14 protein-coding genes and 3 pseudogenes are annotated in these 18,182 nt (G+C 59.4%); 8 read left to right on the top strand and 9 right to left on the bottom strand.

Annotated features, from left to right (window positions below; translation table 11 throughout):
- Nucleotides 1–222: 222 nt before the first annotated feature.
- A pseudogene (locus tag MFF58_RS29955) lies at nucleotides 223–468 on the top strand (integrase core domain-containing protein); the annotation flags it as partial.
- 274 nt (nucleotides 469–742) lie between these two features.
- Here the strand turns inward: MFF58_RS29955 and MFF58_RS29950 are convergent.
- Together MFF58_RS29950 and MFF58_RS29945 are read right to left on the bottom strand one after the other, a co-directional pair.
- Nucleotides 743–1,624, bottom strand: coding sequence for an SGNH/GDSL hydrolase family protein (locus tag MFF58_RS29950; RefSeq protein WP_238293732.1), 882 nt, complete (start codon nucleotides 1,622–1,624; stop codon nucleotides 743–745).
- A gap of 340 nt (nucleotides 1,625–1,964) precedes the next feature.
- A pseudogene (locus MFF58_RS29945) lies at nucleotides 1,965–2,791 on the bottom strand (IS5 family transposase).
- Between the two features lie 341 nt (nucleotides 2,792–3,132).
- Between MFF58_RS29945 and MFF58_RS29940 the strand changes: the two are divergent.
- A pseudogene (locus MFF58_RS29940) lies at nucleotides 3,133–3,333 on the top strand (transposase); the annotation flags it as partial.
- Nucleotides 3,334–3,415: 82 nt separating this feature from the next.
- Here MFF58_RS29940 and MFF58_RS29935 read toward each other — a convergent pair.
- The 3 genes from MFF58_RS29935 to MFF58_RS29925 all read right to left on the bottom strand — a co-directional run bounded on the left by MFF58_RS29935 (nucleotide 3,416) and on the right by MFF58_RS29925 (nucleotide 6,716).
- Nucleotides 3,416–5,104 (bottom strand): hypothetical protein, encoded by a 1,689-nt coding sequence (locus MFF58_RS29935; RefSeq protein ID WP_238293730.1) that lies wholly within the window; start codon nucleotides 5,102–5,104, stop codon nucleotides 3,416–3,418.
- A gap of 95 nt (nucleotides 5,105–5,199) precedes the next feature.
- Nucleotides 5,200–6,210 carry an NAD-dependent epimerase/dehydratase family protein gene (locus tag MFF58_RS29930; RefSeq protein ID WP_238293728.1) on the bottom strand — a complete coding sequence of 337 codons (1,011 nt, stop codon included), beginning with the start codon at nucleotides 6,208–6,210 and terminating at the stop codon, nucleotides 5,200–5,202.
- Between the two features lie 239 nt (nucleotides 6,211–6,449).
- A complete protein-coding gene (locus MFF58_RS29925) occupies nucleotides 6,450–6,716 on the bottom strand; it encodes a helix-turn-helix transcriptional regulator (RefSeq protein WP_238293726.1) in 267 nt (88 codons plus the stop codon).
- Nucleotides 6,717–7,399: 683 nt separating this feature from the next.
- Here MFF58_RS29925 and MFF58_RS29920 point away from each other — a divergent pair.
- From MFF58_RS29920 to MFF58_RS29910, 3 genes are all read left to right on the top strand, one after another.
- Nucleotides 7,400–7,636: a hypothetical protein gene (locus tag MFF58_RS29920; RefSeq protein WP_238293723.1), complete on the top strand. Its 237-nt coding sequence runs from the start codon at nucleotides 7,400–7,402 to the stop codon at nucleotides 7,634–7,636.
- Nucleotides 7,617–8,819, top strand: a complete 1,203-nt coding sequence (locus MFF58_RS29915; protein ID WP_238293721.1) for an HNH endonuclease — start codon at nucleotides 7,617–7,619, stop codon at nucleotides 8,817–8,819. The genes MFF58_RS29920 and MFF58_RS29915 overlap by 20 nt, the downstream gene beginning before the upstream one ends.
- 177 nt (nucleotides 8,820–8,996) lie before the next feature.
- Complete coding sequence (locus MFF58_RS29910) at nucleotides 8,997–9,353, top strand: hypothetical protein (protein WP_238293719.1); 357 nt, start codon at nucleotides 8,997–8,999, stop codon at nucleotides 9,351–9,353.
- A gap of 451 nt (nucleotides 9,354–9,804) precedes the next feature.
- Here MFF58_RS29910 and MFF58_RS29905 read toward each other — a convergent pair.
- From MFF58_RS29905 to MFF58_RS29895, 3 genes are all read right to left on the bottom strand, one after another.
- Nucleotides 9,805–10,907 (bottom strand): IS3 family transposase gene (locus MFF58_RS29905; RefSeq protein WP_238293717.1). Its coding sequence is split into 2 segments (ribosomal slippage): nucleotides 9,805–10,646 and nucleotides 10,646–10,907, totalling 1,104 coding nucleotides; the frame shifts between segments, so codons are not numbered across the junction.
- Between the two features lie 564 nt (nucleotides 10,908–11,471).
- A complete protein-coding gene (locus MFF58_RS29900) occupies nucleotides 11,472–12,110 on the bottom strand; it encodes a hypothetical protein (RefSeq protein WP_238293714.1) in 639 nt (212 codons plus the stop codon).
- A 573-nt stretch (nucleotides 12,111–12,683) separates the two neighbouring features.
- Nucleotides 12,684–13,223, bottom strand: coding sequence for a hypothetical protein (locus tag MFF58_RS29895; protein WP_238293712.1), 540 nt, complete (start codon nucleotides 13,221–13,223; stop codon nucleotides 12,684–12,686).
- A 126-nt stretch (nucleotides 13,224–13,349) separates the two neighbouring features.
- Here MFF58_RS29895 and MFF58_RS29890 point away from each other — a divergent pair, with 126 nt between their 5' ends.
- Complete coding sequence (locus MFF58_RS29890; RefSeq protein WP_238293710.1) at nucleotides 13,350–14,915, top strand: autotransporter outer membrane beta-barrel domain-containing protein; 1,566 nt, start codon at nucleotides 13,350–13,352, stop codon at nucleotides 14,913–14,915.
- Between the two features lie 1,550 nt (nucleotides 14,916–16,465).
- Entirely contained in the window at nucleotides 16,466–16,606 is a 141-nt protein-coding gene (locus MFF58_RS29885; RefSeq protein WP_238293708.1) for a hypothetical protein, read from the top strand.
- Here MFF58_RS29885 and MFF58_RS32685 read toward each other — a convergent pair.
- A complete protein-coding gene (locus MFF58_RS32685) occupies nucleotides 16,556–16,663 on the bottom strand; it encodes a hypothetical protein (protein WP_353959807.1) in 108 nt (35 codons plus the stop codon). The two genes, MFF58_RS29885 and MFF58_RS32685, sit on opposite strands and share 51 nt — an antisense overlap.
- A 254-nt stretch (nucleotides 16,664–16,917) precedes the next feature.
- Here MFF58_RS32685 and MFF58_RS29880 point away from each other — a divergent pair.
- Nucleotides 16,918–18,182: caspase family protein (locus tag MFF58_RS29880; protein WP_238293706.1), on the top strand; the 1,265-nt coding region annotated here is incomplete at its 3' end.

Here is an 18,182-nt window from a genome sequence, read left to right as displayed (position 1 = left end):
GGCTCCGACATAGCCATACGCCCTGACATCGACATGTGACGGAGCTCCCAATCCGCTCCGTATGTCGCCTTCACGCCGTCTGCCGGAAGGTGCCGCCCAGACAGCGCTTACCGACGAGGAAGGCCCACAGCGTGCCTACCCCGACCCGGAGGCCGTGCTCGTCCTGCAGCTGGACGCGCATCTACGCCAGGGTGATGTCGACCTTCTCGTCGATCAGCGTAGACGAACGGTCAAGTCGAGCGGATGAACCGAACTATCAAGGACGCCACGGTCAAGCGCTACCATTACGAGGGCCACAACGAACTCCGGCAGCACCTGCAGTTCTTCGTGGATGCCTACAACTACGGACGCCGGCTCAAGACCCTGCGCGGCCTTAACCCCTACGAGTTCATCTGCCAGGCCTGGACGAAAGAGCCAGAACGCTTCAGGCTCGATCCGTCACACCACATGCCGGGACCGAACATCTAGGCATGTAAACTACGTTTTTGATACAATATAATAGCTTATTAATATTCGAAGGTGTGAATACAAAAGCGCGGCGCGGCGGTGACCAGCGGGGCTGAAAAGACGAATGGCGCCCTGGCCGAAGCCCGGGCGCCCGAGACGATGCAGCTTGAGGTCGAAACGTCAGGGGCGTCATCCGCTCGGCCGCACCCCGATCTGTTCACGGCGCGGGACGGAGGCATCTGGCAGCGATCAATGGAAGCAAACTGAGAACGCGTTTTGCACGGAGGCGCAAACCTCATTGCCGACCATGTTTCTTTAGAATGACTGGCGCCATCTCCCGAAACATCAAGTCGGCTATGTAACGACAGCCCTCTACGTTCGGGTGTATCAGATCGTATAATAGATCTTGAGTATTTTTCAGTTCCATTTGAACGTCTATTAGCATGCGGCCGTGCTCTTTTGCGAACGACCTCGTAGAATCATTTATGGAGCTCTGCAGTGTGGCGTAGGCGTCAAACCGATCTATCTTGGGCCATTTCGAAATGACCCATGGTTCGGTATTGTCTGATCGATGAATATACGTGGCGAACCAAATCGGAACGCCATGAATATCCGCGACCGAAGCAAGAACCTGCAGCAGCTTGCGCCTTTGATCTAAGTCGGCAATGTCTCTTTTATCCAGCACTGTCCTATCCGATCCTGACGGCTCGACAATCGGGTTTAGCTGATAATGCTTCGTCCAATAGCCTCCATCCGTTGCACACGCGACGGCATCGATGGGGCCGGCCATGATCAAAACGCCCGCAAGCTTGTATTTCAGACCCTTTGTCAAAAGCACATTCAGGAGGTTAAGAAGTGTTGCGCCAGTGACGCCAGAATTCAAAACCCGAACTGGATGCTGCGCTTCACTCCTGAATTTGTGCTCCAGCCGCGAGCAAATCCTGTACTTTTCTTCAATCCAATAATTTTCTAGTATACTGTCACCAAGAGCAAGTATTGATTCATCGTCTGATGAGAATTCGTGCCCTGTCCATAGAAATCCATCGCTATCTGTGCGGAGGCGGCACGATTTATTTTTTAAGGATCCATCCGTTCCGGATAGATAATCTTCAGGAGGATGGACGGTCAAATCCGTTGAAGGATCAAATTCTTTCAACCGAATAAATCTCTTTGGCATTTTTTGCTTCCGCCAAGCCTCCGAAGATCGGTTAGGCACGTTTGTAGCCCTTGTGCCGTGGGCTGAACAGCCGCTCGTATCGAAAAATGCGATCTAGTGGCGGATCGGGCGGACTCGTCTTAAGCAGGTTATGGCCTCACGAGTCGCCGGATCCGAACGCATGATGCGACGTGGCGGAAAAGAAAAGGCCTCACGCGGCGGCGGGGCTGAGAGCCGCTGATAGAAGAGGCGAAACCGTCGTATCGGCGGGCCAGATCACGGGTATCGATGCTGGCGCTCCGCGTTGAGGCGATGCTCGAGGCGCTGATCCTCGACAATCTCTTAGAGTCCGTCCGAGAAGTCAGGCTGAGCGGGCGAGCCGCCTGACGAGGATCATGACGGCTGCGGCGTAGAGGAAGGCTCTGGCCGAGGCGATAGTCGCCTCTGGGTCCTTCCAGAGGCGGCGATTGCGGCTGATCCAGGCGAAGAACCGTTCGACCACCCAGCGGCGTGGATGCACGGCAAAGCCGACTTGATCGGGCGGCTTGCGCACGCTCTCGACCGTGATGATCGTGGCGGTCGCCGGTCTGTTGCCGGCATAGCCTGCATCGGCGAAGGCTTTGGCGATGAACGGGAAGGTCCGACGCGACAGGCGCAGCACCGGCACGGCCCCGTCGCGGTCCTGTACGTCGGCGGGCTGAGGATCGAGGACGAGAGCGCGCCCGTCCCTGTCGACCAGCGCTTGTCGACCAGCGCTTGGCGCTTGCGCCCCTTGACCCTCTTGCCGGCATCGTAGCCGCGCGGGCCGCCGCTCTCCGTCGTCTCGATGCTTTGGCTGTCGAGGACCGCGGCAGACGGTGAGGCGTCCCGTCCGCCTCGCTCGCGATCGGCCATGACGAGGTGGTGGTTGATCCGGCCGAACAGCCCTGTGTCGCGCCAGCGGCTGAAGGAGCCGAAGGTGGTCGAGCGCGGCGGCAGATCCTTGGGTACCAACCGCCAGGAGATCCCACCTCTCAGAACGTAGAAGATGGCCTTCAGGACCTCCCGTGTCGTCCAGAGCGGAGGCCGGCCACAGGGCGCTGGCTTCGGCATCAAGGGCTCGATCACCGCCCACTCGGCGTCGGTGAGGTCCGTTTCAGAGCGAAGGCCCACGCGGCTATGCTGCCGCCGGGTGGTCGGGGTCCACATGGCAAGTCCAGGTCAGGCTTCAGCACCCTCCTGGAATCATCGCCATCCCGGCCACTCAACCCCGCCTCAGACCCTTACCGGACGGGCTCTGAGAGTAGCGCGACTGCTGCTTCGCTTCTTCCTTGAGGACTCGCGTTCATTCGCGGATGTGGCTGCTATCCTCCATGCGGCGGCGGTCCATGTTCCGCTGCTCTCACGGATGATGTCGATCAGTTCGCGTGGGCCCTGCGCCAATGGAATCGCCGGATTATCAGCAAGCGAGCCGGGCGCTGGCGCCGGCACGCTCTCCTTGTCGTTGCGCCCGCGTGTGACCATCCAGCCGATCAGCCACGTTGTGTACCCACCTGCAGGCCCGGATGGAGGACCAGGCCGAGTGCATGCTCGTGCTGATCGCGGCGACGCCCGAGGGCCGGAAAGAACTAGTCGGCTTCCAGGTGGGCGTGCGCGAGAGCGCCCAAAGCTGGCGCGAGCTGCTCGTCGACGTGAAGCGGCGTGGGCTATCGATCGCGCCCGAGATCGCGGTCGGCGACGGCGCACAGGGCGCGAGTCCGCTATTAATCAACGTGCCGATGCGGCAACCTCAGTACGTCGAAGAATTTATCTCCAAGGTATTGAGGGGGAAGGTCATTCCATCGCCACCGAACGCAGCGTCCCGCCGACGTTGCAGACATGCTTGAAAGTGGCTGCGGTAATGTTGTTCCAGTCTGCGCACTGACCGACAGGAATGTCCTTGGTGGTCGGATCCGTCGTGCGGATGAAGGCGCTCGTAAGTACACCGTTGCCGGCCGCGGGAGATTTTATAGCCGGTGCTGTGATAGCGTTGGCGAATGAGACACCCGCAGTGCTAAGATTAAGCTGATTGGTTCCGGCATAGTCTCGCAACAGCAGACCATTCGTTGCAGCGTAGATTGTGGCGTAGCCAGAGGCTGCGCCGAACCGCGGGCCGAGACCGCTTTCGGCGTATGTCTGCCAGAGGTTTGTAGCCGTGTTAAAGTCTAGGTAGGTCAAGCCTGTGCCGCCCTCGCTGACCTTCTTGCCAGCGAGCAGGCGATGCGTGCGCAGATGGATTGCCCCCTGATCTGGGGCAGTGCCATATCCCTTATTGTTCGGTCCCATGTCGATGCCGATGCCACCCGGGGTCGTGCCCAGACCGTCCGTCGAGGCGCCGTTACGGAACAGGATGCCGGTCGGTGGGGAAGCCGCAAAGTCGAACCCGTACTTCAGCAGCGTCTTTGGCGCGATGTAAGCGAAAGTCTGAAACTCAGCGTTGGGTGACGCGACTAGTGCCATCGCCATTGTGTTGCGGCCGTTCGTCGGCACGCTGCCCTTCTTCCCAGCGATAATGAGAGCCTTCGTGTGTGGGACCGTGAGCGGTGAGGCGTCATTGTACGTGAAGTCGCCGCCGCTGTTGTTTGAGGCGTCGAGCTCGAGAGTGGTCGCGGTGGCCGTCGGTTTGTGCGACCATGCCTCGCCGTAGAGCGCCCAACCTTGTCCTTTGCCGAACACGTTGCTGATGCCGGTGAGCCCAACCGTTTGCGATCCGACCGTGGTGCTGTAGTCGTCTGTCCGGAACCGAGCCGCTTGAACCGAACCGTTCCCGCCGTCGAGGCGCTTGTAGTGCAGCCCAAGAAGCCGGCCCTGAAACCCGGCGCCCGGCGTGGACTTGTCGGCACGCGAGATGAAGATCGAGGGGGTCGGGTCAGTGCCCGTGCGCGGAGCCGCGTCCGTACCGTCCGAGATCGTGATCTTGGTCCCGAGTGCGGGCGTGAGGTCGAAGCCCTGAGACAGGGTGGGAGCGACTGGCTTCATGCCTAATAGGATGTCCCCAGACGAACCGGGCCCTGAGATCTGCATGGCGTCTGGCTGAAGCGTCGTCTTCCCATCATGGCGCTTGCCGAACTTTAGCGCGCCGAACAGGATGTCGCCGTTGGCTGGGTCGCTGCCGATAATGCGGCCTGGGCCGAGGACCTGATCAGCACGTACCGGTAGAACAGCGATGGTAAGCGTCGCTGCGGTGACGAGAAGGCGGTCCGCACGCATCAGATGATCTTCCAGATATTGGTAGCGTCGCGCCGCAGGCAGACCGGACCTACCGGGGTGTCGAGGACGATCGTGTTGTCGCTCGGATACATGATCATGTCGCTTGTGCTGGCACCAGCCTTGATCACAATTTTGAGGGTTACCTAAGCGCAGGGCCGGGCGGTGCCGGCGCCTCCTGTAGGCGGCGTAGCAACCGCAGTAACGGCTTTGTTGTGTAGAGGACATGTCCATCATCACCGCGAGGATCGCCGACAAGGCGATCAGCCGGATCACGGCTTGGAGGCCTCATCCTCACTCAGCCCACAGCGCGAAAAGTGAGGGCGGCAGAGATGCGGCGTAACCGTTCGGCTGGCACCACGTCCGGCTGGTCAGACCTGATAGAAGGCGCGGTACCAGGCCACGAAAGCGGCGATACCCTTCTCAGGCGGCGTGCTGTCCATGGAGCCCACGAGGCGGTGCAGTAAATCAGTGCTCGCGTGAGTGCGCGGTACGTCGCCCGGCGGTAGCGGCTTCAGGATCCGCTGCGCCCGCCGTCCAAGCGCCACCTCTAGAATGTTGATCATCGCGTCGAGGCGCAGTGGTTGACCCGCGCCGATGTTGACGAGCCGGTACGGTGCGCAGTCGCTCAGGGTGTCGCCCGGCATGCGCTCCACGTGCGCGCCCGGCAGTGGCGGCGGCCGGTCGACCAAGCGGCGGACGGCCTCCACGAGATCCTCGACGTAGGTGAAGTCCCGTTCAGCCGCGCCTCCTGCGAAGACTTCGATCGGCTCGCCGTCCAGGATCTTCCGCGTGAACAGAAAGAGCGCCATGTCCGGCCGGCCCCAGGGACCGTAGACGGTGAAGAACCGGAACGCGGTGGTAGGGATGGAGAACAGGTGCGCGTAGGAGTGGGCCATCGCCTCCATGGCGAGCTTCGTGGCGGCGTAGAAGGTCAGGGGGCTGACGGCGCGGTCGGCTTCGCGGAAGGGTAGGATTGTGTTGCCGCCGTAGGCGGAGCTCGTCGAGGCGAGCAGCAGGTGCCGCACAGGGTGCGCGCGGACTGCCTCCAGCAGGTTGAAGCTGCCAATGAGATTGGCATCGGCGTAGGCCTGCGGGTTCTCCAAACTGTAGCGCACGCCAGCCTGAGCGGCGAGGTGGACAACGACCTCGGGACCAGTGCGGCCGATGAGATCGTGCAGCAAGCCGGGCGTCTCGATCCGTCCCTCCACCGCCTCAAACTCGGCCGACTGAGCAAGATCGCGGTGGCGAGCGTGCTTGAGATTTACATCGTAGTAGGTCGAGAAGGCATCGAGGCCGGTGACGGCATGCCCCTCAGCCAGCAAGCGGCGGCAAAGGTGATAGCCAATAAACCCGGCGAACCCTGTTACCAAGACACGCATTTAGTCCTCCAATGAGATCGCACGGAATGCGTCGCTTTCAAAAAGCTCAAATCAGATAGAACAGGCGTCAGGGGGACTACGAGAACGGCGCCCGCAGCGGCCGACTGACAGCCGGAAATGGAAATGGCTGCGGGCAATATGGCTCGAGCCCAGGATCCGCCTCTTCCTGCCTTGCTGCATCCCTCTCAGACCAGCGGCTTCGGAGAGGCGCATGGAGCCGCTGCGTTCGCGCCCCTGGATCAACGCGGATCAGAGGTGTTCTGGCCGATGTCCTGCTTTTCACGGAAGCGAACGCCAGCTCCTCCTCCGTTTTCTGGGATAAATTGGATGCCCGCTGCCTCGAAAGCGCGCGCGATGTCCGCGATGGTGCGGTCGTACGGCGTCCGCTTACCCGCTTCGAAATCGACCACCGTTTTTTTCGAAACAGAGGATGTCTCGGCTAGGCGATCTTGCGTCCACTCCAAAAGTGCTCGCGCAGCGCGGCACTGAGCGCGAGAAATGGTCATTTTAGCGTCACATTCCACTTTTTGGGTTGACTAAGGCTGTTGCAGATTGCAATATTTAAGTAACGTTTCTCTATTAGGGTGTTCCGGTGGTCCAGCGATCCCTTTCTTGGTCTGCTGCCTTACGCGATATCCGTGCAGATCGCATCCAGTTGCTCCCAGACGAGCGGAAAGCTCGCTGCCGACAACGAGCGTTTGCGAAGCTCGCCGCCCAGCGTGCAAGCGCCACGAGCACCGTTTGTCCGCTGGTCAATGCTGGTGTGTACGATCGCCGAGCTATCACGCGTACAGCCATCGTTGCAGCGAAGGCTCGTCGTGCCGTTACCGGTGAAGCTTGGAGCGTCTGTATCTCGGCGGCTCTGACCGGAACGTGGCAGGCCGCCAAGGCTGCCCGGCTCTCTACGATGTCACGTCAGCAGAGGCGCTTCGAGCGGGCTCGGCAACCGGTGCACCGTGACAACCTTCTGACGGTGAGGGCCGCGGAAGGTGAGGGGAGGGCTATCTAAGACGGTGATCCTTCACCAACGCAATCTCTACGGGCCGCCTACAGCCCAGCCCAGGTAACCAAGGCCGCTCGGGCACAGCTGTTCGCTTGATCCCGGCGTTCCGCTGACACGACGGCCTGCAGCGACAGTGACATCGCGCAGATTGAGCATCTCACCCCGACCTGAGCGGAGAAGCACACCATGCCCCAGAAGAACCCGCGCAGACGCTTGGCCGACCCCGCATACCCCACCGTGGCTTCGTTGAGCCTCCCGGTGAAGCTCATAGCTCGCGACGAGGACGCAGAGCTCAGGGCACTGATCGAGCGCTATGAGCAGCTCCTGTGCGACCGGGAGCATCTGACCCACCGGGCGCTTAAGGCGCTTGCTGTCCGCCCGCTTCCCCAACGCGAGCGCCACGATGCCCTTCGTCGTTCCTGAGGATGTCGGTACCACGCAGCGCCGGTCCTTATCGGGATGCCGGCGCCTCCAAGCTTGGGAACGCACGGCCGGTACCTACGTCCTCTGCGGCCAGCGCATCGACGGCGTGCGCGAGCGCTGGATCGTCGAGCACATCCGGGCCCTCGAACTCGGCGGAGCCGATGATCTCGAAAACATGGGACCGGCGCACGAGGCCTGCGCTCAAGAGAAGACGAGGGACGATCACGCTCGCACGGCTGAGGCCAAGCGTCGGAAGATCCGCCATTTAGGCGCTGCATTCCCCACTCGTCCGTTGCCGGGCTTACGAACGTGTGCTCTCAAGCGCAAGGTCAATGGTACCGTCGTACATCGCGAAACGCCTGCCCGACCGCTCGCCGTTGATGTACCAAAAGCTGAGCGGGGACCGGCGTTAGAGCTCAATCCGAACCCGATCTTGGTGGATACTCCCGCCGACATAGCTGATCGAGTTTACGCTACCTCCACGCCTTCCGCTAAGGAGAACAAGACAGGAACCACAAATCAGATGGCGAAGCAACCCCCAACCAGGCAACTAGGAAAAACGGACGGCGGCCACGAGCATGCCACCGCGTCAGGCGAGATCATGCCGGCGATCCCTGCTCATCTTGCTTTCCTGTTTGAAGACCGTCCTTTGCTGCCGGGCGAGAATGGGGACCAGTACGACGCTCTCCTGCAAAGCATTATCCAGCATGTCGAACCCAGCGATGTGATTGAAGCGCTTTGGGTCAAGGAGATCGTTGGTCACATCTGGGAAGGCAAACGGCTGCGCCGATGGCGCGGGCAAATTTTAGTCCAAGCTCAGCTGAAAGCCGTCGAAGAGCTTATTAAACCAAGCCTCCAACCGTCGAATTCACTCGATTTATCTACATTCGGAGCTCCGTCCGCCAATTATCTTGCGACAGGATGGATGTCCGGCATTGAAATTGAGAAAGAAAAGGTCAACGAAATTTTGCAGAAGCGGAGCCTCACGATTGAAGATGTAATGGCGCATGGCTTTCTGCTGAACCTGCCAGCCATCGAACGCATCGACCGACAATCCATGTTGGTGGATCAGCGAAGAGACACACTCTTACGTGAGATCGAGCGGAAGCACGCAATCTTCGCGCAACGGGTACGGTCTGCCACCGCAGACGTCATCGACGTCGAGCATACTGAATCCCAATGAGACGATGCCGCGACGTTTGAGGCTGGGATGACCACTGAGCGCGCCATCCATGCTAATCGCCGCAATGCTCACGCAAGCACAGGTCCACGTACGGCCGCTGGAAAGGCGCGCTCGGGTCGGAATGCCCGCAAGCACGGCCTTTCCGCGGTAGATCCGGATCCCCAGGCGGATATTGAGATGGAGCGTCTGGCCGCGCTTATCGCGGGCGAACACCGCAGTGATGCGGTCATTCTGGGATCTGCGTTGGCCGTTGCCGAGGCGCAGATACAATTTCAACGGGTTCAAAAGTTTAAGACGGCGCTGCTGGGCGACAGCCCTTTAGCTCCAGGATGGAATGCCGACGCGAATGGCCCCGTGCCCCTCGAAATGTTAGAGGAATTTCTCACTCGGCTAGAGCGGCTGGAGCGGTACGAACGTCGAGCCCTGTCGCGCCGGAAATTCGCAATTCGTCGGTTCAACAACTCAGTCAACCAGGCGCTTCGGGTGAAGGCGAATGCACCGCAGGATGAGGGGACCAGCGGACGAACGTGCTGAAGGCGCATGGCATCGCTAGCTGGGGATCAGCGCAACATAATCCCGAGTGCGGCTAGGGAGTGTGGCTGAGGCTCGCGAGTGTTGGCCGAACGACCCCGGACGTGGACCGGTAAGAGTACGCATTGCCGAGCCAACCCGATCACAAGCGCACGGTCCAACAATACATAGCCGCCGACGGCTGCCGCGTCAGATTACGGCACCACCTAGGGCGCAATGATCAAAGCGGGAGACTTTTAGAGGTTGCGGATTGGCACGCGCGTCCTTCGAATAAAAGAAGATGAGATCTCCATATTTTTAGCACTACTCAACAAATAAGTTGGCACATCCGACTGCGCTGTATAGGGGCAAAATTGAACTCATACGCCTGTTATTGATCGGCCCCCACGCGGTGGTCCAGGAGCAAAGTTAGTGCGCTGTGGGCCTGGAGTTGACCCCGTTTGTGGTCCACGGCCTATGCAAGTTTTCGGGCTGTGACAGCTTGGTTGGCGAAGGCTCGGGGCGTCAAGCCGCCCAGGGCCGTATGGGGCCGATCTTCGTTGTAGTGGCACCTCCAGTCCTCGATGCGCTCGCGGGCATCGGCCAGCGACAGGAACCACGAGGCGTTCAGACATTCCGCCCGTAGGCGGCCGTTGAACGACTCGATGTAGGCGTTGTCGGTCGGCTTGCCCGGTCGTGAGAAGTCGATCTCGACCCCGTTCAGGTACGCCCACTGGTCGAGCATGCGCCCGGCGAACTCCGGTCCATTGTCCACCCGTAGGCTCTTTGGACGACCGCGGAGCTTCACCAGTGTGTCCAGGGCCTCGGTCACCTGGAAGGCGCGGAAGTTGGCTCTCGGTGTGAGCGAGAGCGCCTCTCGCGTATGGCAATCGACGACCGTCAGGATCCGGAACGGACGTCCGTCGAAGATGCGATCAGACATGAAGTCCATGGCCCAGACCTCGTTGGGTCCGCCGATCGCCGGCCGCCCTTGCCGGTAGCGCCAAGCCCGTTTGCGTTTGGGCAGCTTGGGCCGGATCGACAGCCCCTCGTCGCGATAGATCCGGTAGGTGCGCTTGTGGTTCACCTCCCAGCCCTCCCGTCGCAGTAGGATATGCAGCCGTCGGTAGCCGTAGCGCACCCGCGCGGCAGCGAGTTCCTTCAGCCGCATCCGCAGCGCAACCTGCGGGTCAGAGGGCTTCCTGTAACGCTGGGACGAGCGGCCAAAACCGCTGGCCTGGCAGGCCCGACGCTCGCTGATGCCGTAGGCCACCTGCAGGTGGCCGGCGACTTCACGGCGAGCGCCGGGCCTTACCACTTTCGCTTGAGCACGTCCTGCAACATCGAGCGGTCCAGCGTCAGGTCGGCCACCAATCGTTTGAGCTTGCTGTTCTCGTCCTCCAGCTGCTTCAGCCGCCGGATCTCCGGCACGCCCATGCCGACGAACTGCTTCTTCCAGCGGTAGAACGTCGGCTCGGACACACCCATCTTCCGGCAGACCTCGTCCACCGTCGCGCCGTTCTCCGCCTGCCGAAGGGCAAAGGCGATCTGTTCGTTCGTAAAGCGCTTGCGAGGCATGGCATCCACCCTCCTTCAGGGTTCAGGATGCCCGAAAAACTTGCGCTCAGCGCGGACCAGTTTGCTGGGTCAGGGTCACCTCGCAACTGCCCCGGCCCAAAAGACCAGTCAGGTCATTAGTCACTTGTCTATTCTCCATAAATGGAAATCACTCCCCTTCCTATGGATTGTTTCTTAAACGAAATAAAGGCGTCTTGCCAAATATTGCTCCGAGTTTTTGCCGGCCAAGCACGCAAACCAGGAACAAATGTCTGCGTTATAGTGCGAGGAGGACAGTAGGTGCGCCCCTTACTGTCCTTCATTGGTTTTCCCAATCCCTGCAGAACCATCAGAGGTGCTGCCAATGCGGCCCTGTACAAAACGTCTGCTGGTCCGAACTCCGGTGTCTGAGCATTTAGAACCCTGCTGGATATAGTCAAAGAAATAGAGTTATTCTCGGCAAAAATCTTTATTGCAACATAACTCTGATAATCAGTCCACCAAGGGGAGGATAGATTTTCTTCATCGTCTAGAGATGAATGACCCAATCGATAAAGATATGCATACCTGTCTGGATATAACGTCTCAACACTTGGATTGAATATTCCGCCGCGTGCAAATTCGATCTGCTTTGACAGCTCCGGCTCGCTGAACAAAGATGCGTTTGCTGGTCCTTTTGTAGTAGCTGCCATGATCTATAAGCTCCAGAATTTTGCCAACTTCGGTAGTAAATTCTCCGCAGAATATCTTGAGGCTTGGTTCATTCTTGGTGAGCAGCCACGCTGCCGTATAGCTGCGCTTCTTCCCTGCCGCATTTGCTAGCGCGTTAGGGCGCGTTGTCGTACCTGAAGCACTGCTCGGCCACAGTCGACGAACCTGCGGAGCGCCGAATGAGAAATCGACCGGCATCAGGCGCGCTCCAACAATCCGAGGAGCATCGTGCCGGCTGCCGCGATGATACTGCCGCAGCCCCTTCAAGGCAGCATCTCGGCTACTGGCCGTGGCTCGGCCGTCACCTCCGGCAGCCCGGCACTCCTTCGCGGTATGGTCAGATCCTGCCCACGTCGTCCGCGAAGGCAGCAAGATCGCGCGGGTGAAGGCCGCCAATTCGTCCGCGTCGTCGTTGTAGATGATTTGCTCGGCGATGGCGACGAGCCGGACACAGCGGTAATTCGGGCCCTCTGGCTGTCCGTGCAGCGATTCGTCTGTGGCCGCGCTTTCCATGTCGGTGAGGGCGTCGCCAAGCCACCCGCGACTATTGCCGACAATCGTCCTCTCAATGATGATGCCGCCATGAACATCCTCCGAGATTTCCAGAGTCTAGCCCGCCTCTTTCATTTAGACCTCGTTCCATAAAGCTCTGACGAGCCGCCTGACGAGGATCATGGCGGCCCGCAGGAAGAAAGCGTCGGCATATCGTTTGTTTGCATAATCAATAACATCAGCATGTTTCATCAGATCGGAATCGAAAGTTCAGCCGAGAGACTGCTTCCAGGAACGAATAGCTTCATAGTAGCAAAGCCAATACAATGCTTGTTGCATTTATACAACGTTCGAGCAGATTGGACCCTGGTTGCAAATATTTCCGTGGAATGTTTATTCGGAATTGGTGTAGATTTCAAGGCATCGAATTTTATAATTGGATCAAGGCATATGCGTAGTGGTGCAATCTGTTGCGCGGCAAATCCCGCTACAGCTCCTAAGCTGTCACGCTGCGCATTCCTCTTTGGCGTTTCGCTCATCGCGCTGGCAGGAAGTTCTGCTTCTGCACTAGCCCAGGCATGTAGTTCAACGACCTCATTCCCGTCGACCAGCGGCCCTGGCGCTACTATTGTTAACTGTGGGCCGAACCAGAATTATTCGAATCAATCCTTCCAGACTGGGGCTGCCACTTTTACTTTCAATGTTCGAGACAACACGAATATTAACTCGGATGGAAGCAGCCAAACCGTAAATATAGCTCCAAGTTTCTCCTCTCCTGGAACTATCACGGTAAACATAAATCCAACGGGAACTGTTAATCAGACCGGAAATACATTTGGAGCATTTCTTATACAAGGCGCTGCAACTGTCAATTTCAACAATGCCGGATTCGTTAATGGCAATGTTAGTCTGACTAACAACAATATCAATAATATTACTAATACTGGTCGCATCGGCGAAATTACTGCGAGCAACGTCCAATCCACGATTATCAATAATGCGGCTGGAGGCATTATAGGCATGCCTGTGGCCAACAATCCTCAGTTGGCCGTTGGTGGAATCGGCATATTCGATGGAGTCACAACGGTCAATAACAATGGCACAATATACGGTCAAGTTTATCTCACCGGTCAAAATTCATCCGGGAATACATTCAACAACAATGGAAACTTCCTTATTGGTCAAACTAGCGGCCCCCAATCGGTTATCAACGGTGATTTCAACAACAATGGTACTGTAGGTATCGGTATAAGTGCCGCTGTGAACGCCAATTTCATAGCTGTAAATTTTAACAACGCTGGTACGATCGATCTCAGGAACGGCACGGCCAACAACCAGCTGACAATCGGAGGTAACTACGTAGGCAACAATGGTAACCTGCTGCTGCAGGCGTCGACCGCCAATAAAACCTCCGATCGGCTGATCATCCAGGGTAACGCCAGCGGCAACACGGGCATCTCTGTTTCAAACCTCACCCCGGGTGTTCCTTTTACGACGTCGCCAACTCTGGTGCAGGTCAACGGCACCCTCACACCCGGCGCCTTCAGGCTGACCAATGCCCAGGGCTTCGGCACGCTGCAGCCGATGCTGGTGACCAGCGCAAACGCGGTCTCGCTGGGAGGAACGACCCCGGCCGCCCCTCTGGAGCCCGTCGCCACAACCCCGGTCGTCACGACCTCGGGGCGAGTCGTCACAACCCCGGCCGCCAACTCGACACCCGCGGTCACGGTGGCCGTCGCTGCGGTACCCAATGCGGTCGCTCTGTCAGGCCCCACCGCCGCCATCGCTTCGCGCAGCATCGCCACCCAGGGCTCCAACGCGATCCTCGACCGCGTGCAGCAGTTGCGCGACACCAAGGTCGCCGGCGCCGACATCGCGCCTGCCATCGGTACACCCCTGGCCTACGCGCCGATGGGCTACGCATCCCTGATCAGCAAGGACCCGATCTCGCAGAACGTCGTCCAGCCAACTGCGCCCGTCGACAACAGCGTGAAGGTCGCCACCTGGGCCCGCGCCACCGGCGACCTGGAGCGGCGCACCGGCTCGTCGACCTACAGCTTCATGGGCACCGCCGCCACGCGCGACCTCGGCTACTCGCAGCAGACGGGTGCTCTGCTGGGCGGCGTCGACGCGGTGATCAGCGGCCTGACCAAGGCCGATGACGGCCTGATCCTGGGCCTGCTGGGCGGCTACACCACCGCGACGGTCAACCTCAACAACAACGCCGGCCAGCAAGCCTATGACGGCGGCACGGTCGGCACCTACGCGACCTACCTGAACGGGCCGCTGTTCGTCGACGCGCTGTTCAAGGTCGACCTGCTCGGGCTCGACATTATCGCGCCCGGCCTGAGACAAAAGACGGGCCTGACGAACTACTCGTTCGCCTCAAACGTCGGCTATCGCATCCCGCTGAGCGCCGGTGCCTACATCGAGCCGACGGCCGGCATCGACTACGTGGACACGCAGTTCAATCGGACTTCGGCCTTCACCGAAACAACGGTGCCGCTGCGCAATGGTGACGCCTTCCGGGGCCGGATCGGGACGCGGGTGGGCTCGGAGGTGATCGTCGGCAACGTGCGCTTCGAGCCGAGCGTGACGACCTACGTGTACGCGGTGCTGGCCGAGAGCAACCCGAGCGGGGTGTTCAACGGCGTGACCAGCGTCACGGGTCTGCGCGATCAGGGCAAGCCGCGCGGCGAGGTGCAGGCGTCGCTGAACGTGTTTGACCTGTCGACCGGCATCTCCGGCTTCGTGCGAGCCGACATGCGGGTCGGCAGCGACCTCTTGGCCGGCGGCGGTCGCGTCGGCGTGCGCTACACGTGGTGAGCAACAGGGCTCATCAGCCCGGCTGAACAGAGAAGGGCCCGGCTCATCAGCCGGGCCCTTCTCGTTTGGAACGGTCGCGGAACCTGTAAACGGCGGCACGCTTTGTAATGCCGAGATCACTGTTGATGAGATGGTGCGATGACGGGCCGGACCCATTGGGCGATAATTGGATTGGGTGCAGCTCTATGGAGTTGCGCAAGTCCGGCCTTGGCTGAAAATTCTCGCTACGATGTGTTAGATGTTCAGAAGTACTCTGCGCAGTTGATCCTGCCGGATGCACCGCCTCGATATTTCCTATTGCCTAGCAATACGGCGTGGGCTGTTGGCTATGTTCCCCGACGGCACCACAGACATCGGCGCTTCAGCCGCACCGATATCGAAGGCATAAGGCGGCTGCAGAGGATGCAGTAATCCCGCGAACGATACTGCGTGAACAAGGCAGAGGACGCCGCTTGCAGAGTTATTTGACCCCTGAAGTCGCGTGGTGCAAGAGACGACTGATAGTTTAGCGCAGACGGCTCGCGGATGCGGCCTCAATATCGAAACGCGAATACCGCGATTTATGGGCAGAGCCACAGGCTGATAACAAGGATAATGCCAAGAGCATAGATCCCAGCAGCCTCATGGATCCCCCTAATATTAGCCGTCAGTGATTGAGCCAGGCGACTGCGGTGATATTCATACAAGCATACGGCCAAAATTAGGCCAGACTGCCCAGAGCGAAACGGCGAGGACTGCGATCGAAACCCAGCTCGCCAAGGCGCGCCGATCGCGAAGAAGGCTGCACTGCCATATGATCAGGATCATCTTTGGAACAAATCCTGAAAACTGTCTGACAATAGTTTGGCTCTAGCATCGCGCTGCTCAGCCTCTGCACTGGCGTCGGCCTCCGGGTTCTCTGTGCGCTTTATTGTTAATGCCACGCTTCGGTCGCGGATGGGTTATCGCCCGGATAAACAGGTGAGACGTGCGCGATAGGACCCAAATGTCGGCGTTCGTAAATTGGTACGTGCCGGAATACGGGTCGTGCTCACTTTCGCACGAGAGCGTCACGCTCCTGTCCCTGAACCAGCAAACTGGCCCGCGCCAAGCGCAATTTTTTCCACTTCAAGGTTTGCTTTACCGACCTCAGGGCATGCGGGTTAGAAGGCGCAGGCCCTCGATATCGAAGCGGGTGTAGCGACGGCGCCCATCGGTCAAGGCGGCCACGCGCTGGCTATATGGCGCCGCAACCGCGTCACGCTCAGCCCTGTGCCAGGGAGCGCAGGAGAAGCATGAGATCGGTCCGTATGTTTCCGTGAGCGGACGTGCATGCACGGGGACGACGGCGGCTAGGAGAGCCGCACCAGCGGCCAGCGTCAAAATTGGGTGTGCGGACATAGAGGACTCCTCGTGCGGTAAATTGCCGGATCGTGCAGCGCTGCACCTGAACAACCGATATTTGCTCAGCCTGAGGTGCGATTGCAAGTTCTGAGTGGCGATTTTGTGATTGACTGATTTTACTTAAATTGCGCAGATCAGTCAGAAATTACAGATTTTCGGTGGCAGTGATGAACCTGTTTGTCGCGATCGAGATGCAGATCACGCACGCGGCCTTTGAGCTCGCGCATCCGGCTAGTAGCGATCACCTCGTCGTCGGCCTACGCCACCACCTGTCCGCGCTCATCCAAGCGACGCTTCCACCCGAATAGTAGGCCCGGTGAGTGGCCGTGCATCCGCGCCGCCGAAACGATCATGCTGGGTCGCATCGTCTCATCGACGAAGCGCGCTTTCTCGTGGGCGGTGCAGCGCCCTCGGCGCTCGCATTGGGTTGGTGATCATGATCCGCTGTGTGGCGTTCGGCAGAGCGCATGCCTAGGCTTCCGCTTCGGCCTTCAAGGGGGCGCACGGTGTCCGATCGAAATAGGAACCACTTCAGTGCTCAACTGTGGCGGAACTTGAATTGCAGAGCCGCCCCTAAATCGCGTATAAATTTCGCCTTCTTGGACCTGAGCCCTCGCGCATGCGCGCCCTATTGATCTTGTTGGTGAGCGCGGCGTTGTCCCTAGCTGCGGACTACGTCGTGGCTGCACCCAGTGGACGGCGGGTCGCGCTTGTCATTGGCAACGCGCATTATACCCGCTTCTCGGCTCTTGCTAACCCAAGCAACGATGCTCAGGACGTGGCCGACGAGCTCCGTAGGCAGGGCTTCGAGGTGATCAGTGGTTTCGATCTTGGTCGGGAAGCGATTCGTGACCGCTTACGCCAGTTCGCCCGCTCGGCGCAGGGAGCGGAAGCTGCGCTGGCCTACTACGCGGGTCACGGACTGCAATACCGAAACCGCAACTACATCGTTCCGACAGATGCTCAGCTGCAGGACGAATTTGATCTAGAGTATGAGACCATTCGCATCGATGATGTGGTCGAAGAGCTAAAACGGGCAGACGGTGTACGGATTCTGATTCTAGACGCATGCCGCAACCTGCCGATGAAGTCGAGCACCGGTCACGAGGCTTTTTTCGAGAACGGCCTCGCAAAATATAGCGGCCGCGGCCTAGTCGTCGCCTACGCTACACAGGCTAACGCACTTGCTTATGATGGGGTGGGGCGGAATAGCATCTTCACGAAAGCGTTTTTGAGTACGCTCAAGGAACCGGGTCTGGACTTGTCGACGTTTTTCCAGCGGGTCAGCAACTCCGTTGATACTGAAAGTGAGGGGCGGCAGACACCCGAGCTTTCACTCTCCTTTCCTGGCAAATTTGTTTTCAATCGGGGCGAGACAGACCGAGAAGCGTGGCACAAGCTTCGCGAAAGCAGCGATCCGGACGCCCTCCGCGACTTTCTAAAAAAATTTCCGAATAGCGACCTTGGCGATGCGGCAAATAGCAAGCTTGCCCTAATCGAGGAGATACGGCGAGCCTCGCAGCGCGAGGCAGAGTTGAAGGCCACACGCCTAGCGGAATCGGAGCGGCGGCAGCGCGAGGAAGAAGCGCGTCGTCTACAAGCTTTCGAGGAAGAGCGTCGCAGAATTGAAGCTGCGCGCTTCTTGGAGGAGGAGCAGCGTCGGCGGCTGGCCGAAGTGGGGCGAAAGGCGGAGGAGAGCCGCAAAGCGGAAGAGGCGCGCCAGCAGCAGCTAGCGGCGCAAAAGGCTGAAGTCCTCCGCTTGGCCGAGGTGGCGCGAAAGGCGGAGGAGAGCCGCAAAGCGGAAGAGGCGCGCCAGCAGCAGCTAGCGGCGCAAAAGGCTGAAGTCCTCCGCTTGGCCGAGGTGGCGCGAAAGGCGGAGGAGAG

This window comes from Methylobacterium longum, from assembly GCF_022179385.1.
Classification (GTDB): Bacteria; Pseudomonadota; Alphaproteobacteria; order Rhizobiales; family Beijerinckiaceae; genus Methylobacterium; species Methylobacterium longum.
Note: the sequence above shows the minus strand (reverse complement) of the source record. Positions and strands in the feature narration are given on the sequence as shown.

What these genes read in the sequence shown, in the direction of transcription:
- MFF58_RS29920 (WP_238293723.1), top strand. Translation starts at nt 7,400, where the DNA reads ATGCCCCAGAAGAACCCGCGCAGACGCTTGGCCGACCCCGCATACCCC.
- MFF58_RS29930 (WP_238293728.1), bottom strand. Translation starts at nt 6,210, where the DNA reads ATGCGTGTCTTGGTAACAGGGTTCGCCGGGTTTATTGGCTATCACCTT.
- MFF58_RS29900 (WP_238293714.1), bottom strand. Translation starts at nt 12,110, where the DNA reads ATGGAAAGCGCGGCCACAGACGAATCGCTGCACGGACAGCCAGAGGGC.
- MFF58_RS29950 (WP_238293732.1), bottom strand. Translation starts at nt 1,624, where the DNA reads ATGCCAAAGAGATTTATTCGGTTGAAAGAATTTGATCCTTCAACGGAT.
- MFF58_RS29910 (WP_238293719.1), top strand. Translation starts at nt 8,997, where the DNA reads ATGGAGCGTCTGGCCGCGCTTATCGCGGGCGAACACCGCAGTGATGCG.
- MFF58_RS32685 (WP_353959807.1), bottom strand. Translation starts at nt 16,663, where the DNA reads ATGCGACCCAGCATGATCGTTTCGGCGGCGCGGATGCACGGCCACTCA.
- MFF58_RS29915 (WP_238293721.1), top strand. Translation starts at nt 7,617, where the DNA reads ATGCCCTTCGTCGTTCCTGAGGATGTCGGTACCACGCAGCGCCGGTCC.
- MFF58_RS29925 (WP_238293726.1), bottom strand. Translation starts at nt 6,716, where the DNA reads ATGACCATTTCTCGCGCTCAGTGCCGCGCTGCGCGAGCACTTTTGGAG.
- MFF58_RS29885 (WP_238293708.1), top strand. Translation starts at nt 16,466, where the DNA reads ATGAACCTGTTTGTCGCGATCGAGATGCAGATCACGCACGCGGCCTTT.